The following is a 26,212-nucleotide window of genomic DNA, read 5'->3' on the forward strand; positions in this document are numbered from 1 at the left end:
CCTACTCCCGGCCCGGCGTGTCACGGGCCGTCCGTACTCTCCCGGGAGTACCCCAACTGCCGCTGCCGGTAGGACGCGTGATGAGACCCCTCGGCGGGACGCTCAAGGCACCTCGGAACCCCGAGGTCCTGGAGGCCCACCGTCGAGGAGATGAACCACCATGTACACGCAGCTGGCCGACTGGCACGGCCCCGGGCCGTGGATCCTGCTGATCCCCCTGGTCTGGATCGCCGTGGTGTTCCTGGTCGTCGTGGTGCTGCGCCGCACGGCCTGGCGCCGGCGCGGCTACGGCTGCGGCTTCGGGTACGGCCACGGGGCCGGACCGGCCGCCGAGCACCCGCTGGCCGTCCTGGGCCGCCGCTACGCGGAGGGCGACATCGACGCCGAGGAGTACCGCGCCAAGCGGGCCGTGCTCAGCGAGCCGCACCGGGACGACGCCCCGGGAGGTGGCGCCAAGTGACCACCCTCGACGTCGTACGCGGCACCGCCGCACGGGTCGCCGACGCCGTGAAGGTCCACGGCGTCGGCGGCACCGAGGTCCGGGCTCTGGACCACGTCACGGTGGACTTCCCGGCCGGGCGGTTCACCGCGATCATGGGGCCCTCCGGCTCCGGCAAGTCCACCCTGATGCACTGCGCGGCCGGGCTGGACACGCTCACCGCGGGCAGCGCCTGGATCGGTGACACCGAGCTCGGCCCGCTCAGCGACCGCAAGCTCACCCTGCTGCGCCGGGAGCGGATCGGCTTCGTGTTCCAGGCCTTCAACCTGGTGCCCACGCTCACCGTCCGGGAGAACATCACCCTCCCGCTCGACCTCGCCGGGGCAGCCCCGGACCGGGCCTGGCTGGAGGCGCTGATCGACGTCGTCGGCCTCGGCGACCGGCTGGGGCACCGCCCGAGCGAGCTCTCCGGCGGCCAGCAGCAGCGGGTCGCGGTGGCCCGGGCGCTGGCCGGGCGGCCGCAGGTGGTCTTCGCCGACGAGCCCACCGGCAACCTCGACTCCCAGAGCGGCGGCGAGGTGCTCGGCCTGCTGCGCCGCTCGGTGGACGAGATGGGGCAGGCCGTCGTCATGGTCACCCACGACCCGACGGCCGCCGGCTGGGCCGACGAGGCGCTGTTCCTCGCCGACGGCCGGCTGGTCGACCGGATGGAGCGGCCCAGCGCCGGGCTGGTGCTGGACCGGATGAAGGCCTTCGAACGGGGGCGGTCGTGAACACCGCCACGCTCCGGCTCAGCCTGCGCTCACTGCGCGCCCACAAGCGGCGGCTGGCCGGCACCCTGCTGTCCATCCTGCTCGGGGTGAGCTTCCTGACCGGCACGATGGTGCTGGGCGACACCCTGCGGGCCAACTTCGACACCCTCTTCGCCGACGCCAACGCGGGCACCGACGTCGTGGTCCGCAGCGCCGACGTCCTGGACTCCCAGGGCACGGCCGGCGGGGTGCGGGCGCCGGTGGAGACGGCACTCGCCGACCGGCTGCGCACGATCCCGGGTGTGGCGGCCGCCGAGCCGTCCGTGCAGGGTGCGGGCCAACTCCTCGGGAGCGACGGCAAACCGATCGGCGGCCAGGGCCCGCCGACCCTGGCGGGCAACTGGCTCACCGACGGCCGGCTCAACCCGTACCGGCTGGCCGAGGGCCGGGCGCCGGCCGCCCCGGGCGAGGTCGTGGTGAACCGGGGCGCGGCCAGGACGGGCGGGCTGCACGTCGGCTCGACCACGGTGCTGCGCACGCCCGATCCGGTGCCGGTCACCGTCGTCGGCATCGCCACCTTCGGGGCGAGCGCGGACGGCATGGGGCCGAGCACCTTCACCGCGATGACCTTCGCGGACGCCGAGCGCTACCTCACGCCCAAGGGCGCGGGGCAGGCCGGTTCGATCCAGGTCCGCGCGGTGGGCGGGGTCTCCCAGCGGGAGCTGGCCGACCGGATCGCCCCGCGACTGCCCGGCGGCGTGCAGGCGATCACCGGCGCGGCGGCCACCCAGGAGTCCACCCAGCTGCTGTCCGGGCGGTTCCTGACCATGTTCACCACGCTGCTGCTGGTCTTCGCCGGGATCGCGCTGCTGGTGGCGACGTTCACCATCCACAACACCTTCGCGATCGTGGTCGCCCAGCGGAGCCGGGAGAACGCGCTGCTGCGCGCGCTCGGCGCGGTGCGCGGCCAGGTGCTCGGGGCGACGCTGGCGGAGGCGCTGGCGGTGGGTCTGCTCGCCTCGCTCGGCGGGCTGCTCGGCGGGATCGGGGTGGCGACCGGCCTCAAGGCGCTGTTCTCGGCGCTCGGCTTCGCCCTGCCGACCGGCGGCACGGTGATCAGCGCGGCCGCCGTGCTGCTGCCGCTGCTGGTCGGGACGCTGGTCGCGGTGTGCTCGGCGCTGCAGCCGGCCGTCCGGGCCGGGCGGACGGCTCCGCTGGCGGCCCTGCGGGAGACCGGCGTCGACCGCGCCGGGCAGGGCCGCTCGGGCACCGTCCGGGTGGCGCTCGGCGCTCTGCTGCTCGCCGGCGGTGCGCCGGTGGCCGTGCTCGGCGCGACCGACGGTCCCTCCGTCGTGCTGACGGCGACCGGGGCGCTGGCGGTGCTGGCGGGCACGGTGGTGCTCGGTCCGGTCGCCGCCGCCCTCGCGGTCCGGACGCTGGGCGCGCCGCTGCCCAGGCTGCGCGGGGTCTCCGGGGTGCTGGCCCGGCGCAACGCGGCCCGCAACCCCCGCCGGACGGCGGCCACGGCGAGCGCGCTGATGATCGGGGTCGCGGTGGTCACGCTGTTCACGGTCTTCGGCGCGTCGATCAGGGCCACCCTGGACGACACGGTGAGCAAGTCCTTCGCGGGCGACCTCGCCGTCACCACCGCCTCGTTCGGGGCCGGCGGCAGCGGGATCAGCCCCAAGGTGGCGGACGCCCTGGCCGGGCTGCCCGAGGTGCGGCAGACCGTCGGGCTCGGCCGGGGCGTGGCCCGGATCGACGGGCACGGGCGGACGCTGGACGTCACCGACCCGGCCCGGCTGCCCGGAATCGTCGACCTCGGCCGGGTCGACGGCTCGCTGGACACGCTCGGCACGGACGGGCTGGCGGTCTCCCGCAGCGAGGCGCAGCAGCACGGCTGGCGGCTCGGACAGACCGTCACCGTGGGCTTCACCGATGGCGCGAGCGGACCGTTCACCATCCGGGCGCTCTACGAGGGCGGCGGGCTGGCCGGGGACTACGTGGTGACCAGGCAGGCCTGGGCCCCGCACCGGGGGCAGGACGCCGACACCATGGTCGCGGTCGGGCTGCGCGACGGCGTCTCCCCGGCTGCCGGAAAGGCGGCGGTGGAGAAGGCACTGGTCCCGTTCGGCAGCCCGCAGGTGCAGGACCGGGCCGAGTACGCGAAGAGCGCGGCCTCCGGCGTCGACATGATGCTCTCGGTGGTCTACGCGCTGCTGGCCCTGGCGGTGCTGATCGCGCTGCTGGGCATCGCCAACACGCTGACACTGGCCGTGCACGAGCGGACCAGGGAGCTGGGGCTGCTGCGGGCGGTCGGTCAGACCAGGGCTCAGCTGCGCGCCATGGTGCGCTGGGAGTCGGTGCTGGTGGCGGCCTTCGGCACGGTCGGCGGGCTGGGGCTCGGGGCCTTCCTCGGCTGGGCCCTGGTGCGGGCCTCGGACAGTGCCGGGACGGGATCGTTCGCGATACCGCCCGGGCAGCTGGCCGTGGTCCTGACGGCCGGACTGCTGGCGGGTGCGGTGGCGGGCCTGCGCCCGGCGGGCCGGGCGGCACGGCTGGACGTCCTACGGGCGATCGCGACGGAGTAGGAGGTGAGCGGGAGAGGAGCGGCGCGGTGGCCGGCCGGTGGTCAGTCGGACGGCCAGCCGGGCTGCCAGTCGGCCGCCGGCCGGGGGCCCGGAGGTCAGTCCGTGGTCCGCAGGAGCACCTCGCGCAGCAGCGGGTCCGGCAGGCCGCGCTTGTGCCACTCGCGCGGGTAGCCGAGCGAGACCTCCTCGAAGGGCACACCGTCGTAGCTGGTCCGGCGGGGGATGTGCAGGTGGCCGTAGATCATCGCCGCGGTGTTGTAGCGGCGGTGCCAGTCGGCGGTCAGCTCGGTGCCGCACCACTGGGCGAACTCGGGGTACCAGAGGATCTCGGTGGGGTGGCGGACCAGGGGGTAGTGGTTGACGAAGACCAGCGGGACGTCCGGGTCGCAGGCCGCCAGCCGCTCCTCGGTCAGCCGGACGCGCTCGCGGCACCAGGAGTCGCGGTCCGGGAACGGGTCGGGGTGGAGCATCCGCTCGTCCGCGCAGACGATGCCGCTCTCGTAGGCGGCCGCCAGGGACTCCTCCTTGGTGGTCGTGCCCGGCGCACGGAAGGAGTAGTCGTACAGGAGGAAGAGTGGAACGATGCGGACCGGTCCGTCCGGGCCCTCCCAGACCGGGTAGGGGTCCTCGGGGGTCACCACGCCGAGGCGGCGGCAGAGCTCCACCAGGTGCTCGTAGCGGGCCACGCCGCGCAGCTGGACCGGGTCCTCGGGGTGGGTCCACAGCTCGTGGTTGCCGGGCACCCACACCACCCGGGCGAAGCGCTCGGCGAGCAGGCCGAGGGCCCATTCGATGCTGGTGGTGAGCTCGGCGACATCGCCGGCGACGAGCAGCCAGTCGTCGGGGTGGGTGGGCTGGAGCTTCTCCACCAGGTCGCGGTTCTCCTGGTAGGAGATGTGCAGGTCGCTCACCGCGAGCAGCCGTCCGCCCGTCGGGGCGGGCCGCGCCGGTCGTGCGTCGCTGCGGTTCTCCGTAGTCACACCTGCCCCCTGAGGTCGCCTGGCCGATGTGGCCACCCTACGTGGCGTGCCGGGGGAGCGGGGCGGGTTGAGGGGATCAGTTGTTCGACCGCCCCGCCGGGGAACTGAGGCCGGTTCAGGAGCTCCGGCCCGGGAGCTCCGGCCCGGGTTCGTCGGCCCAGGGAGCCTCTGCACCCATCACCTTCCGCTCAGGAGCTTCGGCTCACGAGCTGAAGTCCATGAGCACACCGTGGGAGGTAGCGGTGGTGAACGCGAGGATCGCCAGCGAGGCGATGCCGAGCACCAGGCCGAGGACGGCGCGGCCGCGGCGGCTGGTGCCGCGGGTCAGGGCCAGGGTGGCGAGGGTGATGGCGATCGGGCCCAGGACGATGTTGAACAGCAGTAGGCCCGGGAGACCGAGCAGGAAGGAGGCGACGGCCAGGTTGTCGGCCTCGGCGGTCTCCTGCCGGTCGGTCCCCTGGCGGGCGGCGGACCCGTGGGCGGCGTCCTGGCGGGTGATGGCCTGGCGCGCGCCGGCCTGACGGGTGATGGCGCGGCGGCTGGTGGCGATGCTCATGGCTGTGCGGGTCCTCTCTGGGGAGTGGCCGCGGGTGCGGTCCGGGGTGCGGTCCGAGGGGTGCGTCCGGTCAGCGGTGGCGCAGGCGGGCGATGCCCTCGCGGGCGCCGAAGGCGAGCAGCCAGGCGGTGATGGCGGCGGAGGCGGCGAGGAAGACCGGGAGCGAGGTGTGGGCGGCGGTACCGATCAGGACGGCCATGGCGACCAGGGCGGAGAACAGGATCACGGCTGACTCCTTCGGCTACGGCTGTGGTGCGTGCGCCGGTTTCGGTTGACAAGTGTTCGCTGACTTCGGCATCACTGTACTCCGGCTGGCCAAGTTCGGCAAACGACTGTTTACTGAATGGCGTGAGTCACACCGTAGGGGCCAGACAGGCCCAGAAGCAGCAGAGTCGGCGGGCGTTGCTGGATGCCGGGCTGCACCTGCTGGCCGATCAGAACCTGGCGAGCCTGGGTGTCCGCGAGGTCACCCGGGAGGCCGGGCTCTCGCCCGCGGCCTTCTACCGGCACTTCCCGGACCTCGCCGCCCTCGGGGTCGCGCTGGTCGAGGAGTCGCTGGCCAGCCTGCACGTCATGATCCGTTCGGTGCTCGCCGAGGCGGGCGGTGCCGAGGAGCTGATCGACCGTGCGGTGGACGTGATCGAGCAGCACGTCCGCGAGCACCGGCCGCACGTCCGCTTCCTGTCGCGCGAGCGGCACGGCGGGGTCCGGCAGGTGCGCGAGGCGATCGACGCCGAACTCGGCCGCTTCGCCGCCGAGGTGGGAGCCGCGCTGGCGCTGCAGCCGGTGTCGCGGGGGTGGAGCGAGCAGGACCTGCGGATGCTGGCCGAGCTGTACGTGGACCACATGGTGTCCACGGCCTCCGCCTTCCTGGAGGCGCAGGAGGCCGAGCCGGCCCGGGAGGAGCGGATCGCCGCCACCGCGCGGCTGCAGCTGCGCCTGATCAGCCTGGGGCGGCGGCACTGGCAGGGGAGCTGACCCCGTGTCGTAGGGGGTGCGCGCGGACGCCCGGGCCCTGATGGGGGCGGTGGTAACCGGCCATTGCGTTCGGGGTGGTTTCTTGGTCTCGCCTTGACCCTTGACAGTGGGTCATGTCCGCGACAGCTTTGGTGCACCCCCACACGTGGACCCCCCACATCGAGAGGTCTCTCATGAAGAAGCCGCTCATAGGCACGCTCGCCACGCTCCTGGCCGCCGGTGCCACCACCCTTGCCGTGGCCTCCCCGGCTCAGGCGGCCCCCAGGGCCACCGTCAACTTCGCCGGAACGGTGGCCCTCAGCAACTGCTCCGGCTCGCTGGTGCGGATGCCCGGCTCGGCCGCGAGCGACCCGGCGCTCATACTCTCCAACGGCCACTGCCTGGAGTCCGGCATGCCGGGCCCCGGGCAGGTGGTCCTCAATCAGGCCTCCAGCCGGACCTTCACCCTGCTCAACGCCTCCGGCAGCGGCGTCGCCACCCTGCGCGCGACCAAGGTGGTCTACGGCGCGATGACCGACACCGACGTGTCGATCTACCAGCTGAACACCAGCTACTCCTCGATCCAGTCCCGGTACGGGATCGCGCCGCTGACCGTCGCCGCGACCCACCCCGTCCAGGGCACCTCGATCAAGGTTGTCTCCGGGTACTGGAAGAAGATCTACTCCTGCTCGGTCGACGGCTTCGCCTACCGGCTGAAGGAAGCCGACTGGACCTTCAAGGACTCGGTCCGCTACACCTCGGCCTGCAACGTGATCGGCGGCACCTCCGGCTCCCCGGTGGTCGACGCCTCGTCCGGCCAGGTGGTCGCCGTCAACAACACGACCAACGAGAACGGCGAGCGCTGCACCCTGGACAACCCCTGCGAGGTCGACCAGAACGGCACCGTGACGGTGCGCCGGGGCATCGGCTACGCCCAGGAGACGTACGGGATCCCGGCCTGCTTCGCCGCCGGCAACAAGTTCGACCTGACCCTCCCGGGCTGCACCCTGCCCCGCCCTTAGCGCGAACCCCAGTTCCTTGGCGTGAACCCCCGTCCGCAACCAGCACCCCACCGGGTAGCGGGCGCCCCGTCGGTGACCGGCACCCCGCCGACAGGGCCGCGCAACCCCAGTGACCAGCACCTTTGCCCTGATGGGTCATCCGCCGACGGCGGGTGGCCCATTCGGCCGTCCACCGGGCGGCCACCGCACCACCCGCACCGCAGAGTCGTACCACGAGGCCGCACCCATGTCCGTTGACCAGATGGAGAGTTGATGACCACCGCGTTGAGAAGGCTGCTGGTTTCCACCCTGCTGATACCGCTGCTCGCGTTCAGCGGCCTGGCGTCCCCGGCGTTCGCCGCCGACGACCAGGGCGCATCGGCGTCCGGGGCGGCCCACGGCCGCGGCCCCGCCGACGACCCGAACGCCGACATCAAGGACCGCCTGGCGGCGATCCCCGGGGTGACCATCACCGAGGAGAAGCCGACCACCACCGGCCACCGCTACTTCATCGCCACCTACACCCAGCCGATCGACCATGCCCGCCCCTGGCTGGGCACCTTCCAGCAGCGCTTCAGCCTGCTGCACCGCGGCTACGACCGCCCGACCGTCTTCTACACCAACGGCTACACCCTGGGCACCAACCCGTCCCGCACCGAGCCCACCCGGCTGGTGGACGGCAACCAGGTCTCCATCGAGTACCGGTTCTTCACCCCCTCCCGCCCCGAGCCGGCGGACTGGTCCAAGGCCGGCATCCGTCAGGGAGCCGCCGACTCGCACCGGCTGGTGACCGCGCTCAAGCGGATCTACCAGCAGGAGTGGCTGTCCACCGGCGCCAGCAAGGGCGGCATGTCCTCCACCTTCTACCGCCGCTTCTACCCGGACGACGTGGCCGGCACGATCGCCTACGTGGCGCCGAACAACACCGACGTCAGCGACTACGCGGCCTACACCGAGTTCTTCCGCACCGTCGGCACCCCCGAGTGCCGGGCCCGGCTGCAGGCCGCCCAGCGCGAGCTGCTGGTGCGCCGGGACCGCCTGGAGGCCCGCTACGTCGCCGACAACAAGGCGGCCGGCTCCACGTTCAACACCCTCGGCACTCCGGACCGCGCGTACGAGGCGGGCACGCTGGACGTGGTCTGGGCGTTCTGGCAGTACAGCCTGGAGGCGGACTGCGCCAAGGTGCCGGTGGCCGCCACCGCGACCGACGACGAGCTGTACGCCTGGTTCGACGCGCAGTCGGGCATCACCGGCAACAGCGACCAGTCGCTGGCGAAGTACACCGCCTACTACTACCAGGCGGCCACCGAGCTGGGCGCGCCGTTCTTCGACGTCTCGTACCTGAAGGACCTGCTGCACTACGACTACAAGGACCTCTACTCGGCCCGCGCCTACGTGCCGAAGGAGATCCCGGTCAGCTTCAACCGGTACGCGATGCCCGACATCGACCGCTGGGTGAAGCGCGAGGGCGAGCGGATCATGTACGTCTACGGCGGCAACGACCCGTGGGGCGCCAAGCCGTTCCACCTCGGCCGCGGCAGTGAGGACAGCTACGTCTACACCGTGCCCGGCGGCAACCACGGCTCCAACATCTCCAAGCTGCCCGCCGAGCAGTCGGCGGAGGCCACCGCCAAGGTCCTGGAGTGGGCCGGCCTGGGCGACCAGGACGCCGCCCGCTCGCTGGCCAAGTCGCCGCAGCTGATTCCCGCCTTCGGCCCGCTGGACGTCGAGGGCCAGCGGCTGGAGCAGGAGCGTCGCCCGCTGTGACGCCCGAACCGCTGGGATGCCCGAACCGCTGGGATGCCCGAGCCGCCGGGATGCCCGAACCGCTGTGACGGCTGAACCGCGGTAGCACCCTGACCCGCCAGGGTCACCATGGACAGGAGGCCGCCCCGCTGCCCGGGGCGGCCTCCTTTCGTCGTCCACGCCCTCCTCCCGTCGTCCACGGGCACCTTCTTCCGCCCCCCGCCGGGCCCCTCCCCGAAGCACTGAATCAGTGCTTCAATGCTTCCATGGCCTACCGACGCACGCCCGCCGTACAAGCCCGCCTGGACGCCCAGCGCGAGGCCGTACTGCAGTCGGCGGTCCTGCTGCTCGCCGAACGCGGGTACGCCGGCTGCACGATGGCGGCCGTGGCGGACCGCGCCGGGATCGCCACCGGCAGCCTCTACCAGCACTTCGCCAACAAGGCCGAGCTGTCGGTGCAGTTGTTCCGCCGGGTGGTCACCCGCGAGATCGACGCGGTCAACGCGGCCGTCGCGCTGCGGGGCACCCCGCAGGAGCGGATCGCCGCCGTGGTCGAGACCTTCGCCGCCCGTGCCCTGCGGGCGCCGCGGCTGGCGTACGCGCTGCTGGTCGAGCCGGCCGACGCGGTGGTGGACGGCGAGCGGCTGGTGTTCCGGCGGGCGTTCCGGGACGTGATCGCCACCGAGATCACCGCCGCGGTCGCGAGCGGCGAACTGCCCGAGCAGGATGCCGTGCTGACCGCCGCGGCCGTGGTCGGCGCGGTCGGCGAGGCGCTGGCCGGCCCGCTCGCGGCCATGCCCGAAAGAACGGCCGCACCCGGGAGAACGGCCGTGCCCGAAAGAACGGCCGCACCCGGGAGAACGGCCATGCCCGGAAGCAAGGCCGCGCCCGGGGGCAAGGCCGCGCCCGAAAGCAACGGGGCCGCCGCCGAGGTGGTCCCCGCCCTGGTCTCCTTCACCCTGCGTGCCCTGGGAGGACGCGATGACAGCGACGCATGAGGTCACCAACCAGGTGCCCCTGCCGTACGGACACGACACCGCCGCCGATCCCGCCCTGCTCGCCGCCCTGGAGCGGGCCGGCGCCGGCTGGGCCGAGCCCGAGCTGCGCGAGCTGGGCCGGCTGGCCGGCTCCGAGCAGGCCGCCGAGTGGGGCCGGCTGGCCAACGAGCACCCGCCGGTGCTGCGCACCCACGACCGCTTCGGCCACCGGATCGACGAGGTCGAGTTCCACCCGTCCTGGCACGAGCTGATGCGCACCGCCGTCTCGTACGGCCTGCACGCCGCGCCCTGGCGGGACGGGCGTCCGGGAGCCCACACCGCCCGCGCCGCCAAGTTCTTCGTCTGGAGCCAGGTCGAGGCCGGGCACACCTGCCCGATCTCGATGACCTACGCCGCCGTACCGGCGCTGCGCGCGAACCCCTCCCTGGCCGGGGAGTTGGAGCCGCTGCTGGCGGCGAGGGAGTACGACTTCGGGCTGCGCGAGCCGCGCACCAAGCGCGGGCTGATCGCCGGCATGTCGATGACCGAGAAGCAGGGCGGCTCGGACGTCCGCACCAACACCACGGTCGCCGCCCCGCAGCCGGACGGCACCTACCGGATCACCGGCCACAAGTGGTTCACCTCGGCGCCGATGTCCGACCTGTTCCTGACGCTCGCCCAGGCGCCGGGCGGGCTGAGCTGCTTCGCGCTGCCGCGCGTCCTGCCGGACGGCAGCCGCAACCGGCTGCACCTGATGCGGCTCAAGGACAAGCTCGGCAACAAGTCCAACGCCTCCGCCGAGCTGGAGTACGACGGCGCGGTCGGCTGGCTGGTGGGCGAGGAGGGCCGCGGGGTGCCGACCATCATCGAGATGGTCAACATGACCCGGCTGGACTGCACCACCGGCGGCGCCGCCGGCATGCGCTACGGCGCCACCCGGGCCGTCCAGCACGCCCTGCACCGGCGGGCGTTCGGCAAGGCGCTGGTCGACCAGCCGCTGATGCGCAACGTGCTCGCCGACCTGGTGGTGGAGTCCGAGGCGGCCACGACCGTCGCGATGCGGCTCGCGCAGTCCACCGACCTCGCCCTGGCGGGGGACGAAACCGAGGCGCTGGTACGGCGGTTGGGCCTGGCGGTGGCCAAGTACTGGGTGTGCAAGCGCGGTCCGGCGCACGCCGCCGAGGCGCTGGAGTGCCTCGGCGGCAACGGCTACGTGGAGGAGTCGGGGATGCCCCGGCTCTACCGGGAGGCGCCGCTGGTCTCGATCTGGGAGGGCTCCGGCAACGTCGCCGCCCTGGACGCGCTGCGTGCCATGGCCAAGCGGCCGGAGACCGTGGAGGCGTTCCTCGGCGAACTCGACGCCGCCGTCGGCGCGGACCGCCGACTGGACGCGGCCGTGGCCGCGCTGCGCAAGGAACTCACCGACCTGACCGACCTGGAGTTCCGCACCCGCCGGCTGGTCGAGTCGATGGCGCTGGCCTTCCAGGGCTCGCTGCTGGTCCGGTACGGCGACCCGGCGGTGGCCGACGCGTTCTGCGCGAGCCGGCTGGGCGGCGACCACGGCGCGGCCTTCGGCACCCTGCCGGCCGGGGTCGACGCCGGGGCGATCATCGACCGGGCCCGTCCGGTGCCGGTGTGAGCGAATCCCAGGAGGTCCGCGCGTTCTGGCAGGCCCTGGGCCTGCCCGGCCTGGTCGACGTGCACACCCACTTCATGCCGAAGAACGTCCTCGACAAGGTGTGGGCGTACTTCGACGCGGCCGGTCCGCTCATCGACCGGCCCTGGCCGATCACCTATCGCGAGGCCGAGGCCGAACGCGTCGCGCGGCTGCGGGAGTTCGGCGTCCGGGCGTTCACGTCGATGCTCTACCCGCACAGGCCGGGCATGGCCGCCTGGCTGAACGCCTGGGCCGTCGACTTCGCCGCCCGCACCCCGGACTGCCTGCACACCGCGACCTTCTTCCCCGAACCCGAGGCGGCCGGCTACGTCGTCCGGGCGATCGAGGACGGCGCCCGGGTGTTCAAGGCGCACCTGCAGGTCGGCGGCTACGACCCGACGGACCCGCTGCTGGACGAGGTCTGGGGGCTGCTCGCCGAGACCGGCACCCCGGTGGTCAGTCACTGCGGATCCGGGCCGGTGGCGGGCAAGTTCACCGGCCCCGGCCCGATCGGCGAGGTGCTGGACCGGCACCCCGGGCTGGTCCTGGTGGTCGCCCACCTCGGCATGTCCGAGTACCGCGACTTCCTCGACCTCGCCGAGCGCCACCCGTCCGTCCGGCTGGACACCACCATGGCGTTCACCGACTTCGTCGAGGCCGACGACCCGTTCCCGCGCGAGGAACTGCCGCGGCTGCGCGGCCTGCGGGACCGGATCCTGCTCGGCAGCGACTTCCCCAACATCCCGTACCGGTACGTCCACCAGCTGGAGGCGCTGGCCGGGCTGGGGCTGGGGGAGGAGTGGCTGCGGGCGGTCTGCCACGACAACGGCGCCGCCCTGTTCGAGCTCAGCTGACCGCGCCGCGCGCTCAGTTGACCGCGCCGCACGCCCAGTTGACCGCGCGCTCAACCGACCGTCCCCAGGACCTCCAGGGCCCGTGCATGCAGCTCGGGTGCGGCGGTGAGGAAGCTGTCGGAGCCGGCCGTCCAGGCCGCCCCGGCGGCGTCCGTCACCGCCGCGCCCGCCTCGCTCGCGATCAGCGCTCCGGGCAGCAGGTTGCCCGCGTCCCGGCCGTACTCCCAGAACAGCGCCAGATGCCCGGAGCCGACCTGGGCCACCTGCAGCGCGGTCGGGCCGAGGTTGCGCACCGCCAGCACCGCGCCCGCCATCGCGGACAGCGACTCGCCCGCCCGGCGCAGCGCCACCGGGTCCTCGGCCACCCGCGGCGGCTGGCTGGTGGCGGCGACGGTGATCGCCGGCTCGCGCTCCAGCGGGGCGATCGGCCGCCCGTCCAGTTCGGCCCCGCCGCCCAGCACCGCCCGGTAGGTCCGCCCGCCGTCCAGCTCGGGGGCGTGCACCACGGCCAGCACCGCGACGTTGTCCCGGACCAGTGCGGCGGTGACCGCCCAGTGCGGCTGGCCGAGCAGGTACTGCACCGCGCCGTCGGTGGCGTCGCAGAGCCACCACTCGCCCTCGGCGGGCAGCGAGCCGTCCAGCTCCTCCTCTGCCCAGCCGGCCCAGGGGCGCAGCGCGGTCAGCCGCTGCCGCAGCTCGGCGGCGGCCGGCCCGTCCAGCGCGGCGAAGGCGGCCCCGGCCTCCTCGACCGTCCGCGCCGTGACGGGCTCGGTGGACCGGCGGGCCGCCAGCTTCGCGCCGACCTCGCGCACCACGGCCTCCACCTCCCGCGCCAGCTCCCACAGCCCGTCCGGCTCGTTCAGACTTGCCAGCTCGTGCAGGCCCGCCAGTTCGTCCAGCCCGGCCAGCTTGTCCAGCTCGTTCAGTTCGTTCAGCTTGTTCATCACGGTGACCCCTCCCGGTTCCCGGGCCGGCCGCTCCGGCCGCCCAGGACAAGGAGTACCCTCGGAGCGACCGAACAGGACGCTGGATCCCCCGTAGACGACGGAGATCGGACACCATGGACCTCTCCACTGCTGATCCGGACAGCGTGCTGGACGCCCTCGACCGCCGTCTGGTCTGCGCCCTCCAGGTGGACGGCCGGGCCGAGCCCGGCCGGATCGCCGAGGTGCTGGGCGTCTCCACCCGTACGGTGACCCGCCGGCTGGCCCGGATGCGGATGGCCGGCGTGCTGCGGGTCGTCCGGATGCCCGACGTCGAGGACGCGGCGGTGGGCGCCCTGCTGCTGCGGGTCCGGGTGCTGAGCGGACGGGTGGACGCCGTCGCGCAGGCGCTGGCCGACCGCTCGGACGTTCCCTTCGTCGACGTGATGCTCGGCGGCCACGAGGTCGGCGCGGTCATGCTGACCGACGCCGGGGCCCGCGACCGGCTGCTGTACGGGCAGCTGCCCGCGACCGGCGCCGTCACCGAGACCACCACCCACGCCGTGCTGCACGCCTTCGCCGACGCCGGGCAGTGGCGGGGCGGCCACCTGACCGAGGAGGAGGCCGCCGCGCTCGCCCGGCCCGCCGTCCCGCGCCCGGCCTCGCCCCCGCCGCTGGACGCCCTCGACCGCGCTCTGCTGGACCGGCTGGGCGAGGACGCCCGGCAGTCCCACGCCGCCCTGGCGGCGGTCGTCGGGGCACCTGAGTCGACCGTGCGCCGCCGGCTGCACCGGCTGGACGAGCTGGGGCTGCTGCGCACCCACGCCACGGTGGACCCGCGGTTGCTCGGCATGGCGGTGGACGCCAACCTCTGGCTGGACGTGCCGCCCGGCCGGCTCGCCGAGGTCGGCACCGCGCTGGCCCGCCACCCGCAGGTGCACGGCGTGTTCGCCACCAGCGGCCCGACCGGTCTGCTGGCCACGCTGTTCTGCGCGGACCACGGCGAGCTGTACCGCTTCCTCACCGACACGCTCGGCCCGCTCGGCGCCGCCCGGGTCGAGACCACGATCACCGCCCGCGCGGTGAAGCGAGCGGGGGTCGTGCTCAGGCAACCGCCCCGGCGGCCGTAGCGACCGTACCGGCCCCGGCGACCGTGCTGCCCCGGCAACCGCCCCGGCCTCGGCAACCATCGAGGCCCCGGCGGCCGGAGCGGCCGTTACCTGCGGGGTAATCGACGTCCGCCGCCGGGCCGGGCAGGGTGGGGGCAACCCGGTGAGGCCGACACGGCCCCGGGATCCCACCCGCGACAGGAGGCGATCCGCCATGTCCGCCCACGCGAACACCCTCACCCCCGCCAGGCCGGCCTCCGCCTTCTCGCCGTGGACGGTGCGCGGCATCCTCACCCTGGACGCCCTGGTCACCGGCGGAAACGGGCTGGCCTACCTGGCCTTCTCCGGACCGCTCGGCGAGTTGCTCGGCCTCGGCCGCGCCACCCTGCTCGACCTCGGGGCCTTCCTCGCCGTCTACGCGGTCGCCGTCGGCGTGCTGGCGGCCCGTCGGCAGCCGCCGGTGCTCGGCGTACGGGCGGTGATCGACCTCAACCTGGTCTGGGTGGTGCTCAGCCTGGTGGCGATGGAGGTCTGGCTGGAGCCGACCACCGCCGGCTTCGTCTGGATCCCGCTGCAGGCCGCGACGGTCGCCCTGTTCGCCGTCCTGCAGTTCACCGCCCTGCGCCGGAGCAGCCGGAGCAGCCGGAACGGCGGGAACGACGGGACCAGCCGGACCAGCCGTTCCGCCCGCTACAGCTGACGCTCCGGCCCCACCGCGGACTGCAGGAACCGCACCGTCTCCGCGTCGGCCGGGAGGAAGGTCTCCATGGCCAGCTCGGAGACGGTCACGTCCAGCGGGGTGTTGAAGGTCGCGATGGTGGAGAGGAACGAGAGCACCCGCCCGTCGTGGCGGATCCGCATCGGCAGCGCGAACGGGAAGCCGTCCCCGGCCACGTCCTGCGCCGGGTCGTCGGCCGGCTCGGGGTAGCCGCGGACCTCCTCGTACAGCCGCCGCAGCGGTTCGGCGCGGACCAGCTCCAGTTGGCGCTCCATCCGCTCCAGCAGGTGGTGGCGCCACTGCCGCAGGTTGACGATGCGCGGCGCCAGCCCGTCCGGGTGCAGGGTGATCCGGATCGCGTTGAGCGGCGGCTCCAGCAGGTGCGGGGCGACCCCGTCCAGGAGCAGCCCGAGCGAGCGGTTGGCCGCCAGCACCCGGAAGCTCCCGTCGACGACGACCGCCGGGTACGGGTCGTGGGCGGCCAGCAGCCGCTCCACGCCGCCGCGCACCGCGTCCATCGAGGGGTCGTCCAGCGGTGTCTCGGGGTAGTGCGGGGCGTAGCCGGCCGCGAGCAGCAGGGTGTTGCGCTCGCGCACCGGGACGTCCAGCTGCTCGGCCAGCCGCAGCAGCAGCTCCCGGCTGGGGCGGGAGCGGCCGTTCTCCACGAAGCTGAGGTGCCGGGCCGAGGAGTCCGCCCGCAGCGCCAGTCGCAGCTGGCTGAGCTGTCGTCGTTCGCGCCAGCCGCGCAGCAGCGGGCCGACGCCGGTTCCCGTCGGGCTGCCCATGCCCGCCATGATCGTCATGGCCCAGGACGGTACTCGAACGAGCCCGGTCGGCGGGAGGGGGCGAGGGGGACCGGACGGACCTGATCAGAGCCCGGGTGGGTCAGGGTGGTTCAGGGGGCCGCGGGGATCTGCGGGGATCCGGGGATCAGACGCCGGTGCTGGAACCCGGCCGGATGACCATGAGCACCACGACCACGGCCCACAGCAGGTTGAACACCCCGGCCGTCATCGGCAGCAGGCGCAGACCGCCGACCGCCTTGGCGTGCTGCTCGTCCGCCGGGTCGAGGTCGAGCGCGTCCACGGCGGCCTGCTGGCCGGGGAGGACGAAGAGCAGCAGGGAGAGCGCGGCGACCGCGGTCAGCACCATCGAGACGATCACCCAGGACTGGCTCATCACGTCCATCACCTGGGCCAGGCCGATGCCCAGCACCGGCACCGCGACCCCCAGCAGCGCGTAGACCTGGGTGATCCGGTGCAGCACGCGCAGCACGCCCGCGTCGGAGGCCCGGTCCGGCCCGTCGGCCAGCGCGGCCTTCGCCCGGCGCGGGAACATGCTGACGGCCACCGCGACCGGGCCTATGAACAGGACCGAGACGAGGACGTGCAGGCTCAGCAGGAACTTGGCCATGGCGGGGCACCCTTTGGATCCGGTGGGCAGCTGGGGTTTCGCGGGAGCGCACGGTCGGCGCGCCCACGACCAGGCACGCTAACACCGCTTATTCACGGGCCCACCGCTCGGGTGCGCGGTGCGGGGCCCACCGGCGGCCCGCCCGCCGGCGGTCCAGCCCGCCGCCCGCCACGGCCCACCCGTCGGTTCAGCCTGCTGGCCGCCACGGCCCACCCGTCGGTTCAGCCGGCCGCCGTCAGCTCCACGATCCGCGGCGGGGCGGTGCTGACCGCCGCGACGGCGGCGCCGTGCTCCGGGTCGGTCCAGTCGATCAGGTGCAGGTCCTGGTACCGGCTGCGCAGCGGGGCACCGGGCGGGACGGTCGCGGGCAGGGCGGAGAGGTCGATCCCGCCGAGGGTGTCCAGGGTGGCCCGCCCGATCTTGATCAGCGACTCCTTGCGCACCCACTGCCGCAGGAACGCCCGGTCCGGCTCCGGGTCCGCCTCGACCAGGGCGAGTTCGGCCGGGGCCAGCACCCGGCGGGCGACCGCGCGCAGCGAGCCGCCCCGGCCGGACAGCTCGACGTCCACGCCGATCGGCTGGTGGCCGGCGCCCGCGGCGACCACGCCCCTGGTGTGCGACAGGCTCACGTGCACCCCGGGGTGGTCCGGCAGGTAGGGCTTGCCGTGGTCGGCGAGCCCGCAGTCCGGGCACTGCTGGGCGAGCACCAGGCCGGCCACCGGGACGCCGAGCAGCCGGGCGGCGCAGAGCCGGACCAGCAGGTGCCCGGCGGTGAAGTCGAGCCGCCCGGACTCGTGCCGGAAGCGCGCGGCGCGTTCCCGTTCGAGGGCGGTCAGCAGGTGCTCGCCCACCTCGGGGTGCCGCAGCACGGCGTCGGCGGACGCGACGGCGACGAGCGGTGCGCTCTGGTCCTGGGCCTCGGTGGTCATGACTCCAACCTAGCTCCAACCCGGGCCCCGCCGGAGAGGGGTGCCGCCGCCCGCCGACCGGGTGTTCCCGGGAGACCGGTGCTCCGTTCGTATGAATGTCGGATGCGACCTGAGGGTCGAGAGGGTGCGAATCACCTGATTTAGGGTTGGATGTCCCGGATCTGTGGGATCGACGGCAGATGTCATGGAAAACGGCAGGTCGTCCGAGCGCCTGCCCTTTCTCTTATGCGCGGAGGAATTGTCGATGGGTCAGGCCACCGGTTCGCCGGATCACCGAACGACCGCCGTGAGAACGCCCGCCACCCGTGGTCGCCGGGCCGTCCGCGCGGCGGTCGCGACCGTCGTGGCCGCGCTGCCGCTGGCCGCCGTGCTGACGGTCGGTTCGGCCGCGCCGCTGGCCCCGCCGCTGGGCGCCTGCACCGGGCCCTCCTGTCCCGCCACCTGGCCGACGCCGCCGAACAACGGCGACTTCACCGGGCGGGACGCCAGCATTAACGTCTTCACCGGCGGCAACTACACGGTGAACGGCCGCGCCGCCGAGGCCGAGGGCAAGATCGTCACCCTGGGGAACCTGACCGTCGACAAGAACGGCGGCGGCATCTACAACATGGGCGTCGTCGGCGTCGGCTCGCGCGTGGTGCCGCCCAACGGCAGCGACTTCGTGACCACCGGTGGCGCCGTCGACGTCAAGACCGGCAACTCCATCCTGATCGGCGGCAGCGACTCGCACGGCGCGGCCTTCGGCAACCTGCGCCACGCGGGCAGCGTGAGCGGCACCGTCAGCATCGACCCCACCGGCCAGTCGATCCAGGACGCCAACGCCGCCGCGCCCTACCAGACGGTGCTGACCCAGATCGAGGAGATCTCCGACTGCGTGGGTCGGTCCGCCCCGACCGGCCAGGTCGACATCGCCTTCGGTACGGCGACCTTCACCGGCGACGGGACCAGCATGCGGCAGGTCTTCAACGTCACCCAGAACCTCGCCTCGCCGACCGGCGGACAGATCGGCCTCGCCTTCACCAAGATCCCGGCCGGCGCCACCGTCGTGGTCAACATGATCGGCGACAGCCCGATCATCAACACCTACACGGGCACCGGTCTGGCGGGCGACCAGACCACCGATATGCGCTCGAAGCTGATGTACAACTTCCCGACCGCGACCTCGGCCCAGATCCTCGGCAGCGCCCAGTTCCAGGGCTCCGTCATGGCCGGCAACCCGGGCGGCACCACGACCATCGCCCAGCCGGGCATGAACGGCCGGGTGTACCTGGCGGGCAACCTGATCCACACGGGTACCGGTGGCTACGAGATCCACAGCTACCCGTTCGACGGGGACCTGCCGGAGTGCACGGTGACGCCCAGCCCGTCGCCGACCTCCTCCTCGCCGTCTCCTTCGCCGACGTCTCCTTCGCCGACCTCTCCGTCTCCGACCTCGCCGACCTCGCCGAGCCCGACGTCTCCGTCGCCGACGTCCCCCACGCCGACCTCTCCGTCCCCGACCTCCCCGTCCCCCACCTCCCCGTCTCCCACCTCGCCGAGCCCGACGTCCCCGTCCCCGACGTCTCCCACGCCGACCTCGCCGGCGCCCACCTCCCCGACCCCGAGCAGCCACTCGCCGTCGGCCAGCGCGTCCACGTCGAGCGCGGGCCCGGCCCCGACCAGCCACCACCCGACCAAGCAGCCGACGAGCCACCACCCGGGCGGCGGCGGTGAGTTGCCCTCCACCGGTGCGGGCAACGCTCCGGTGGTCTTCGGTCTGGCGGGCGTCGGCCTGCTCGGCCTCGGCGGTCTGGCCGTGATGGCCGCCCGCCGCCGCGGCCGCCACAGCTGACGGCCCCGCACGACGGCTGAACGGCGCCGAGCGCGCCCGAGCAGCCGGCCGGCGTACAGGCCGCCCGAGTCGATCCGACCGGGCGGCCTGTGTCGTACCCGGAACTCCAGGGGTACCGGGCTACCGCTGCGCCGGGTAGTCCGCGAGCCCGGAGGCGAGCAGGGCGAAGGCCCGGTCCACCGCCGTCTCGATCCGGGGGCGGATATCCTCGGCCGATTCGCCGGCCACCACGGCCCGCCGGATCTCGGCGAGGACCGCCCGGTGGGCGCCCGCGACGGTGCCGGCCACCACGTGCGGGAGCGGGTCGTCCGGGGCGGCTCCCGCCTCCTCGGCCAGGACGGCGGCCAGTGCCCCCTCCGCGCGTTCGCCGAGCTCCAGCAGTCGGGCGCGCAGCGCGGGGCTGTCCGTGACGATCCGCCAGAACGTCGCCATCCGCGGGTTCAGTCCGACCGTGGGCTCCCCGTCCGCGACCGCGGCCAGCAGGTCGGCCCGGACGGCGTCCACCGCGGAGCTGCCGGCCGGGCGGCGGCGGACCACCTCGGCCAGATGGGCGATCACGGCGTCCTGCCGGTCGAAGAACAGGTCCTCCTTGGTCGGGAAGTAGTTGAAGACCGTGTTGGGGGAGACCCCGGCGGCCCGGGCCACCTCGACGACCGTGACCTGGTCGAACCCGCGCTCGGCGAACAGGCCCATGGCGGTGTCGGCCAGGAGGTCCCGGGTCTGCTGCTTCTTGAGTTCGCGAAGTCCCATGACGGGATCCTACGACAGAATCATGGAGTCACATAAAACTTGCAGTGACACCAAGAATATCGGCTACGGTGACGGCATGACCTTCACCTTCGGCATCTACCCCGGCGGACTGCTCGGCGACGACAGCGGTGTGCTGGCGCCCGTCCGCCCCGACGACCCGGCGCTGATCACCGCGGCCCTGCGCGAACTCCAGGGCGGGGCAGGCGAGTTCCTGGTCCGCGCCTACCGCTCGTACGGCGATCCCGGGCGCGCGCCGGAGCGGCCCGAGCAGTACGCGGTCGAGGGGCGCAGGCTCGACCTGGTGCTCCAGTACCGCGACCGCAGCGGGGAGTTGGCGGGCTGGCTGGACTTCGTCCGGGAGACGGTCCGGACCGAGGGCCACCGGGTCGCCTTCCTCCAGATCTGCGAGGAGCCCAACCTCGACCTGCCGCCCGTGGACGGCGGCATCCCCAACGTCCGGCGGGCGGTGGTGGAGGGCGTGGTCGCGGCCAAGGAGGAGGCGCTGGCCCGCGGGTACGACGAGCTGGCCGTCGGCTTCAACGCGGTGCCGTCCTTCGACCCCGCGGACACCTTCTGGTCCGAACTCGGCGAGCTCGCCGACGAGCGCTTCCACCGGGCCCTGGACTACGTCGGCCTGGACTTCTTCCCGGACGTCTTCCGGCCCGTGCCGCCCGGGCAACTCGCCGACGCGGTACGGGCGGTGGTCACCGCCTTCCGACGGGACTGGCTGCCCCGGGCCGGCATCGGGGCCGTCGTCCCGCTGCGGGTCTGCGAGAACGGGTGGCCCACCGGCCCCGGGCGGAGCGAGGCGCGGCAGGCCGAGGTGGTCGAGGAGGTGGTGCGGACGGTCGCCGGGCTGGCCGCCGAACTCGCCGTCACCGGTTACGCGTTCTTCGCCCTGCGGGACGCCGACAGCGCGGGGGCGGGGCTGTTCCACCACTTCGGCCTGCTGCGCGACGACTACTCGCGCAAGCCGGCGTTCGACACCTACCGGAAGCTGGTCGCCGAACTGACCGAACCGGCCGAACCGGCCGAGCCGAGCGAACCGGCCGGACCGACCGAGCCGAGCGCAACATCCGGACCGACCGAACCGAGCGCAACGGCCGAAACATCCGAACCAGCCTGCCGGGAAGGCTAGTTCGTCTCGAAGAACCGCTCCACCGTGCGGCGCCGGGCGGCGACCTCGTGCACCGGCTCGCCGATCACCCGCCCGGCCAGGGTGACGGCCAACTCGCCGACGTCCTGGCGGAGCCGCTCGGCCGCCGCGGCCCGGTCCGCGGCGATCCGCGCGCGTCCGGTGGTGAGCAGCTCGTCCCGTTCGCGCAGGCCCTCCGCCCGGGCCGCGGCGATCGCCGCCGCGCCGCGTTCGGTGCAGTCCTCCCGGATCCGGGCCGCCTGGTGCCGGGCCTCGGCCAGTTCGCGCAGGTGGGTGTCGCGGACGGCCTCGGCCTCGGCGCGCAGGGCCTCGGCGTGCTCGGCGCGGCCCTCGGTGGCCTCCCGGCGTTCGGCCTGCACCCGTTCGATGCGGGGGAGCAGGTGCCGGCCGAGCGTCCAGAGGATCAGGAAGAACAGCGCCAGGCCGAGGGCCAGCGGGGCCGGTTCGGGCTTGAGCGGGCCGAGTTCGAGATTCACGCAACCTCCCCGTGGTCCGACGTGCCGTCAAGCGGCAGCCTTCCCTGGGTCGACGGTGGTCGAACTCGACCCTGGGATGAGCTTCGTCACGACGCCGGGGAGGTTGCCGCTTCCGGCTCGTCGGGTGACGGCCCCGGTCAGGTGACCTCGCCCCGGCGGGAGAAGCGCTCCGCCCGCCATTCGCCGCTCTCCAGGACCTCGGCCAGCTGCCGGGCGGCGTCCCAGACCTCGGTGTAGGACAGGTAGAGCGGGGTGAAGCCGAAGCGCATCAGGTCCGGCGCGCGGAAGTCGCCGATCACCCCGCGCTCGATCAGCGCCTGCACCACCGGGTAGCCGTCGGCGTGCCGCAGGGCGACCTGGCTGCCGCGCCGGGCGTGCTCGCGCGGGGTCACCACCTCGATCCCGTCCAGGCTCTCCGTCAGCGAGATGAACAGGTCGGTCAGCGCCAGGCTCTTCGTCCGCACCGCCGCGAGGTCGGCCCGCTCCCAGACGTCCAGCGAGGCGTCGAGGGCGGCCTGGCCGAGCAGCGAGGGTGAGCTGGTCAGGAAGCGGCCGATGCCCGCCTTGGGGTCGTACCCGGGCTCGAAGGCGAACGGGCGGGCGTGCCCGAACCAGCCGCTCAGCGGCTGCAGCGGACCGGCCGCCAGGTGCCGCTCGGCGACGTACAGGAAGGCCGGCGAACCGGGGCCGCCGTTCAGGTACTTGTAGGTGCAGCCGACCGCGAAGTCCGCGTCGGCGGCGCCGAGTTCGACCGGCAGCGCGCCTACCGCGTGGCACACGTCCCAGATCATCAGCGCGCCCGCGGCCTGCACCCGGGCGGTGATCCCGGGCATGTCCAGCAGCTCGCCGGTGCGGTAGTCCACCTGTGAGAGGACGACCGCGGCGACGTCCCCGTCCAGGTGCCGGTCCAGCTCCTCGGGCCGGATCAGCGCACTGCGCGCGCCCTCGACCAGGCCGGTCACGCCCTCGGCGATGTACAGGTCGGTCGGGAAGGCCTCGGCGTCGCCGAGCACCGTGCGCCGGCCGGGGCGCAGCCGTAGCGCGGCCGACAGCACCTTGAAGAGGTTGACCGAGGTGGTGTCGCAGACGACCACCTCCGCCGGATCGGCCCCGATCAGCGGCGCGATCCGCCGTCCCAGCCGGTACGGCTGCTCGAACCAGCCGGCGTCGTTCCAGCTGCGGATCAGCTCCCGGCCCCACTCCTCCTCGACCACCTGGCGCACCCGCTCCGGCGTGCGCACCGGCAGCGCGCCCAGCGAGTTGCCGTCCAGGTAGATCACCCCGTCCGGCAGCGAGAACTCCTTGCGGAACGCCGCCAGCGGATCGACGGCGTCCAGCGCCGCGCAGTCCTCGCGCGTGGTCATGCCCATGTGCCCGTTCTCCTCGCTCACAGCTCGTCCCGGATCGTCCACAGCTCCGGGAACACGTCCTGCTCGGCCGACTTGCGCAGCCAGGTCAACCCGCTGGAGCCGCCCGAGCCGGGCTTGGCGCCCATCGTCCGCTTCACCGCCGACAGGTGCCGCTGGCGCCAGCGGGTGACCCGCTCGGCGACGTCCAGCAGGGCCTCGGCGAGCGGCTGCAGCGCGGCGAACTCCGGCTCGGTGTACACCCGGCGCCAGGCCGCGGCGGCCTCCTCGGACGGGCGGTAGCGCTGCTCGGAGGGCTCCGGGAGCGGGCCCAGTCCGCGCCGCGCCAGCAGCGCCAGCGCCTCGTCGTACAGCCCGGGGGAGCGCAGTGCCTCGACCAGCTCCTCCTGGGTGCGCGGCATGCCGTCGTACATGGCCAGCAGCGCGGCGTTCTTGTTGCCGAGCGTGAACTCCAGGTGCAGGAAGGCCGCGGACTGGAAGCCGGACGCCTCGCCGAACAGCGAGCGGAAGGAGTTGAACTCCTGCGGCGTCATGGTGGCCAGCAGGTCCCAGGACTCCACCAGCACGTCCTGCGCGTGGGTGCCCCGGCGCAGCGCGGCGAGCGCGGCGGGGAGGTCGTCCTCGCGCAGCGCCTGCCGGGCGAGCGTCCACTCGTGCCGCAGCAGGTCGAAGAGCAGCTCCATCACCTGGGTGGTGATGATGAACGACAGTTCCGCGGGCTCCTTGCCGCGCGGGTGCTGCAGGCTGTGCAGCTCCTCCAGCCGTACGTACTCGGCGTACGGGGTGCTCCGACGCGGCGCCCCGCCCCGACCGAACGACAGGTTGGGTGTCTCCACCGTGTCGTGCCCCATCCCGATTCCTCCTGATCCGTCGGGCGCCTGGCCCGCTCCGGTGAACCAGCCGGATTGCCCGGTTCCACCGGGTGCCCATTGTGCGGCGGTGGCGGCCCCCGCTTGAATGGTCGACGGATACCGCAACCGCCGTCGGAGCTGTCGTTCGCGAGGCGTTCGGCTGATTCGCTTTACGAACGAAAATCCCTTGATCCGAACACCCCGGGGAGCCGCCATGGACGCCGTCGACCGCCGCCTGCTGGCCGAGCTGCAGGCCGATGCCCGGCTCTCGTACAACGAACTCTCCCGCCGGGTGAGCCTGTCCGCACCCGCGGTGGCCGAACGGGTCCGCCGCCTGGAAGCCGACGGGGTGATCAGCGGCTACCACGCCCACGTGGACCCCACCCGGGCCGGGCTGCCGATCACCGCGCTGGTGCAGATCCAGTGCTACGGCCCGCGCTGCCTGCTGCGCGACCCCGAGGTGGCGACCTGGCCCGAGGTGCTCCAGCTGCACCGGGTCACCGGCGGGGCCTGCTGCGTGCTGCTGGTCGCGGTGCCGACGATGGCCGAGTTCGAGGCGCTGTGCGACCGGCTCGGCGCGTACGGCCAGCCGTCCAGCTCGATGATCCTCTCCAGTCCGGTGCCCTGGCGGCCGCTGGCTCCGCGCTGACCGGGAGGGCGGGAGAGTCGGGAGGGCGGGCGGCGGCCCGCTGGCCTTGACGCGGACGTCAAGGAGTAGGTTCCGGCCCATGTCGAACGAGCGCCACATCCTGCTGCTGCCGGGGAGCCTGCGGGCCGGCTCCACCAACGAGACCGTGCTGCGCACCGCGGCCGCCGTGGCCGCCGCCACCCCCGGCCTGCGGACCACGTACTACACCGGGCTGGCCGGGCTGCCGCACTTCAACCCGGACCACGACACCGATCCGCTGCCGGAGCCGGTGGCCGAACTGCGGGCCGCGATCGAGGCGGCCGACGCGCTGCTGGTCTGCACGCCCGAGTACGCCGGGACGCTGCCGGGCTCGTTCAAGAACCTGCTGGACTGGACGGTCGGCGGGGTGGAGATCTCGGACAAGCCCACCGCCTGGATCAACGCCGCCGGCCCGGGGCGCGGCGGGGGCGCCGAGGCCACCCTGCGCACCGTCCTCGGCTACACCGGCGCGGCCGTGGTGGACGCGGCCTGTGCGCGGATCCCGCTGGAGCGCGGGGCGGTCGGCCCGGACGGGCTGGTCGCCGATCCGCTGGTGCGCGAGCGGATCGGCGAGGTGCTGGCGAAGCTGGCGGCGGCCTGAGCGGGGCCTGAGCGGGGCCTGAGCGGGGCCCGGCCGCCGTCCGGCCGACGACCGGCCGTGGCGCGGCGGGCTCAGTGCGCCGAGGGCAGGGGCACCCCGAGCCCGGCCAGGCCCTCCAGGAACAGCTCCACGCCGACCGCCGCCAGCAGCAGCCCGAGCAGCCGGGAGAGCACCTCCAGCGAGGTCCGGTGGGTGCGCCGCATCAGCGGTGCGAGCAGGGCCACGCAGACGTAGTTGATCACCGTGACGGCCGCGTACGCCCCGGCGACGGTCGCCTTCCAGGCCAGGCCGTCCCGGTTGAGCGAGGCGACCAGGACGGCCGTCACCGCGAGCGGGCTGGCGATGTACGGCAGCAGCAGCTCGCGGATGCCGTCCACCAGCGGGTTGGGCAGGTGCTCGTCCTCCTCGGCCTCGCCCCCGAGGTGGACGCCGAAGACCAGGGCGACCGCGTAGACGAAGAAGATCAGACCGCCGGCGAGCTGGAGCGACTGGTCGCTGATGTGGAACAGGCTGGTCACCTGGTCCGCCGAGAATCCGAGCACCAGGCCGATCACCGCCGAGATGACCGTGCTCCAGGCCGCCAGCCGCCGCAGTTCCCGGGTGCTGCGGGTGGTCGCCAGCCGGGCGAAGGCCAGCAGGGTCTTCGGCGGTCCGACCACGGCGAAGAAGGTGATGAACGCGCTGCTCAGGTTGAAGACGAACATGCCGCCCAGCATGACCTCGGGGCCCCGGACGGCCGACCCGCCACGCCCCGCGACCGGCGTGGTGTCCGTCTCCCCGGGGCCGTGGCGAGTCTCCCGGTTCATTCCCGATCGCCGACGAATTCGCCCGGATGGCGGCCCCGGCTCGAACGGGTGGACGGTCTCGGTTGCTATGGAGACAGGACCGCCACGCCGGCGGGCCCCACCGGC

Annotated in this window: 27 protein-coding genes; 15 read left to right on the top strand and 12 right to left on the bottom strand. The window is 73.7% G+C overall.

The genetic code is table 11. The features are described from left to right. Nucleotides 1-160 precede the first annotated feature (160 nt). From ACYP53_RS15690 to ACYP53_RS15700, 3 genes are read left to right on the top strand one after another with little or no spacing between them, the layout of a single operon-like run. Entirely contained in the window at nucleotides 161-460 is a 300-nt protein-coding gene (locus ACYP53_RS15690) for an SHOCT domain-containing protein (RefSeq protein WP_459647718.1), read from the top strand. Then, on the top strand, nucleotides 457-1,212 hold the full coding sequence (locus ACYP53_RS15695; protein WP_189918222.1) for an ABC transporter ATP-binding protein: 756 nt from the start codon (nucleotides 457-459) through the stop codon (nucleotides 1,210-1,212). Before ACYP53_RS15690 ends, ACYP53_RS15695 begins: the two co-directional genes overlap by 4 nt. Beyond that, entirely contained in the window at nucleotides 1,209-3,782 is a 2,574-nt protein-coding gene (locus ACYP53_RS15700; RefSeq protein ID WP_459647719.1) for an ABC transporter permease, read from the top strand. The genes ACYP53_RS15695 and ACYP53_RS15700 overlap by 4 nt, the downstream gene beginning before the upstream one ends. A 95-nt stretch (nucleotides 3,783-3,877) precedes the next feature. On the opposite strand, the gene ACYP53_RS15705 is transcribed toward ACYP53_RS15700, so the two are convergent. The 3 genes from ACYP53_RS15705 to ACYP53_RS15715 all read right to left on the bottom strand — a co-directional run bounded on the left by ACYP53_RS15705 (nucleotide 3,878) and on the right by ACYP53_RS15715 (nucleotide 5,544). Then, nucleotides 3,878-4,762 carry a metallophosphoesterase family protein gene (locus ACYP53_RS15705; protein WP_229928733.1) on the bottom strand — a complete coding sequence of 295 codons (885 nt, stop codon included), beginning with the start codon at nucleotides 4,760-4,762 and terminating at the stop codon, nucleotides 3,878-3,880. A 202-nt stretch (nucleotides 4,763-4,964) separates the two neighbouring features. Then, nucleotides 4,965-5,318 (bottom strand): DUF4190 domain-containing protein, encoded by a 354-nt coding sequence (locus ACYP53_RS15710; protein WP_229928734.1) that lies wholly within the window; start codon nucleotides 5,316-5,318, stop codon nucleotides 4,965-4,967. Nucleotides 5,319-5,388: 70 nt separating this feature from the next. Continuing rightward, the gene (locus ACYP53_RS15715) at nucleotides 5,389-5,544 is read right to left on the bottom strand and encodes a hypothetical protein (RefSeq protein WP_189918519.1); all 156 of its coding nucleotides are present in this window, start codon (nucleotides 5,542-5,544) and stop codon (nucleotides 5,389-5,391) included. Between the two features lie 122 nt (nucleotides 5,545-5,666). Here ACYP53_RS15715 and ACYP53_RS15720 point away from each other — a divergent pair, with 122 nt between their 5' ends. The 6 genes from ACYP53_RS15720 (at nucleotide 5,667) to ACYP53_RS15745 (ending at nucleotide 12,510) form a co-directional block, all read left to right on the top strand. Next, nucleotides 5,667-6,296, top strand: a complete 630-nt coding sequence (locus ACYP53_RS15720) for a TetR family transcriptional regulator (protein WP_459647720.1) — start codon at nucleotides 5,667-5,669, stop codon at nucleotides 6,294-6,296. 173 nt (nucleotides 6,297-6,469) lie between these two features. After that, nucleotides 6,470-7,297: a S1 family peptidase gene (locus tag ACYP53_RS15725; protein ID WP_189918230.1), complete on the top strand. Its 828-nt coding sequence runs from the start codon at nucleotides 6,470-6,472 to the stop codon at nucleotides 7,295-7,297. 252 nt (nucleotides 7,298-7,549) lie between these two features. Continuing rightward, a complete protein-coding gene (locus ACYP53_RS15730; protein ID WP_189918232.1) occupies nucleotides 7,550-9,043 on the top strand; it encodes a S28 family serine protease in 1,494 nt (497 codons plus the stop codon). 245 nt (nucleotides 9,044-9,288) lie between these two features. Further along, nucleotides 9,289-10,020, top strand: coding sequence for a TetR/AcrR family transcriptional regulator (locus ACYP53_RS15735; protein ID WP_459647721.1), 732 nt, complete (start codon nucleotides 9,289-9,291; stop codon nucleotides 10,018-10,020). After that, entirely contained in the window at nucleotides 10,004-11,638 is a 1,635-nt protein-coding gene (locus ACYP53_RS15740) for an acyl-CoA dehydrogenase family protein (RefSeq protein ID WP_459647722.1), read from the top strand. The genes ACYP53_RS15735 and ACYP53_RS15740 overlap by 17 nt, the downstream gene beginning before the upstream one ends. Continuing rightward, the gene (locus tag ACYP53_RS15745) at nucleotides 11,635-12,510 is read left to right on the top strand and encodes an amidohydrolase family protein (protein ID WP_459647723.1); all 876 of its coding nucleotides are present in this window, start codon (nucleotides 11,635-11,637) and stop codon (nucleotides 12,508-12,510) included. The genes ACYP53_RS15740 and ACYP53_RS15745 overlap by 4 nt, the downstream gene beginning before the upstream one ends. 50 nt (nucleotides 12,511-12,560) lie before the next feature. On the opposite strand, the gene ACYP53_RS15750 is transcribed toward ACYP53_RS15745, so the two are convergent. Beyond that, complete coding sequence (locus ACYP53_RS15750; protein ID WP_459647724.1) at nucleotides 12,561-13,454, bottom strand: inositol monophosphatase family protein; 894 nt, start codon at nucleotides 13,452-13,454, stop codon at nucleotides 12,561-12,563. Nucleotides 13,455-13,570: 116 nt separating this feature from the next. Between ACYP53_RS15750 and ACYP53_RS15755 the strand changes: the two genes are divergently transcribed. Both ACYP53_RS15755 and ACYP53_RS15760 read left to right on the top strand, forming a co-directional pair. After that, entirely contained in the window at nucleotides 13,571-14,563 is a 993-nt protein-coding gene (locus tag ACYP53_RS15755; RefSeq protein WP_459647725.1) for an Lrp/AsnC family transcriptional regulator, read from the top strand. A 193-nt stretch (nucleotides 14,564-14,756) separates the two neighbouring features. Further along, nucleotides 14,757-15,242: a hypothetical protein gene (locus ACYP53_RS15760; RefSeq protein ID WP_459647726.1), complete on the top strand. Its 486-nt coding sequence runs from the start codon at nucleotides 14,757-14,759 to the stop codon at nucleotides 15,240-15,242. Here ACYP53_RS15760 and ACYP53_RS15765 read toward each other — a convergent pair. The 3 genes from ACYP53_RS15765 to ACYP53_RS15775 form a co-directional block, all read right to left on the bottom strand. Then, nucleotides 15,233-16,063, bottom strand: coding sequence for a helix-turn-helix domain-containing protein (locus tag ACYP53_RS15765; RefSeq protein ID WP_189918244.1), 831 nt, complete (start codon nucleotides 16,061-16,063; stop codon nucleotides 15,233-15,235). The two genes, ACYP53_RS15760 and ACYP53_RS15765, sit on opposite strands and share 10 nt — an antisense overlap. 127 nt (nucleotides 16,064-16,190) lie before the next feature. After that, nucleotides 16,191-16,673, bottom strand: coding sequence for a hypothetical protein (locus ACYP53_RS15770; protein ID WP_459647727.1), 483 nt, complete (start codon nucleotides 16,671-16,673; stop codon nucleotides 16,191-16,193). Nucleotides 16,674-16,894: 221 nt separating this feature from the next. Then, entirely contained in the window at nucleotides 16,895-17,602 is a 708-nt protein-coding gene (locus ACYP53_RS15775; protein WP_189918248.1) for a 4'-phosphopantetheinyl transferase family protein, read from the bottom strand. A gap of 286 nt (nucleotides 17,603-17,888) precedes the next feature. On the opposite strand from ACYP53_RS15775, the gene ACYP53_RS15780 reads away from it, so the two are divergent. Further along, nucleotides 17,889-19,433 carry a choice-of-anchor A family protein gene (locus ACYP53_RS15780; RefSeq protein ID WP_459647728.1) on the top strand — a complete coding sequence of 515 codons (1,545 nt, stop codon included), beginning with the start codon at nucleotides 17,889-17,891 and terminating at the stop codon, nucleotides 19,431-19,433. 120 nt (nucleotides 19,434-19,553) lie between these two features. Here the strand turns inward: ACYP53_RS15780 and ACYP53_RS15785 are convergent, their stop codons facing one another. Next, entirely contained in the window at nucleotides 19,554-20,183 is a 630-nt protein-coding gene (locus tag ACYP53_RS15785; RefSeq protein ID WP_459647729.1) for a TetR family transcriptional regulator, read from the bottom strand. Nucleotides 20,184-20,259: 76 nt separating this feature from the next. Between ACYP53_RS15785 and ACYP53_RS15790 the strand changes: the two genes are divergently transcribed. Then, nucleotides 20,260-21,321 (top strand): hypothetical protein, encoded by a 1,062-nt coding sequence (locus tag ACYP53_RS15790; RefSeq protein ID WP_459647730.1) that lies wholly within the window; start codon nucleotides 20,260-20,262, stop codon nucleotides 21,319-21,321. Here ACYP53_RS15790 and ACYP53_RS15795 read toward each other — a convergent pair. The 3 genes from ACYP53_RS15795 to ACYP53_RS15805 form a co-directional block, all read right to left on the bottom strand. Further along, nucleotides 21,318-21,815, bottom strand: coding sequence for a F0F1 ATP synthase subunit B family protein (locus ACYP53_RS15795; protein WP_189918255.1), 498 nt, complete (start codon nucleotides 21,813-21,815; stop codon nucleotides 21,318-21,320). The genes ACYP53_RS15790 and ACYP53_RS15795 overlap by 4 nt on opposite strands. Nucleotides 21,816-21,952: 137 nt before the next feature. After that, nucleotides 21,953-23,185 (bottom strand): kynureninase, encoded by a 1,233-nt coding sequence (gene kynU, locus ACYP53_RS15800; RefSeq protein WP_459647731.1) that lies wholly within the window; start codon nucleotides 23,183-23,185, stop codon nucleotides 21,953-21,955. A 17-nt stretch (nucleotides 23,186-23,202) separates the two neighbouring features. After that, nucleotides 23,203-24,033: a tryptophan 2,3-dioxygenase gene (locus tag ACYP53_RS15805; RefSeq protein ID WP_459647732.1), complete on the bottom strand. Its 831-nt coding sequence runs from the start codon at nucleotides 24,031-24,033 to the stop codon at nucleotides 23,203-23,205. A gap of 214 nt (nucleotides 24,034-24,247) precedes the next feature. On the opposite strand from ACYP53_RS15805, the gene ACYP53_RS15810 reads away from it, so the two are divergent. Both ACYP53_RS15810 and ACYP53_RS15815 read left to right on the top strand, forming a co-directional pair. Then, nucleotides 24,248-24,682 (top strand): Lrp/AsnC family transcriptional regulator, encoded by a 435-nt coding sequence (locus ACYP53_RS15810; protein ID WP_189918261.1) that lies wholly within the window; start codon nucleotides 24,248-24,250, stop codon nucleotides 24,680-24,682. A gap of 79 nt (nucleotides 24,683-24,761) precedes the next feature. Then, nucleotides 24,762-25,301 (top strand): NADPH-dependent FMN reductase, encoded by a 540-nt coding sequence (locus tag ACYP53_RS15815; RefSeq protein ID WP_459647733.1) that lies wholly within the window; start codon nucleotides 24,762-24,764, stop codon nucleotides 25,299-25,301. A gap of 71 nt (nucleotides 25,302-25,372) precedes the next feature. Here ACYP53_RS15815 and ACYP53_RS15820 read toward each other — a convergent pair whose 3' ends face one another. Next, nucleotides 25,373-26,107: a MarC family protein gene (locus ACYP53_RS15820; RefSeq protein WP_459647734.1), complete on the bottom strand. Its 735-nt coding sequence runs from the start codon at nucleotides 26,105-26,107 to the stop codon at nucleotides 25,373-25,375. Between the last annotated feature and the right edge of the window lie 105 nt (nucleotides 26,108-26,212).

This window comes from Kitasatospora sp. Ki12 (assembly GCF_054601375.1).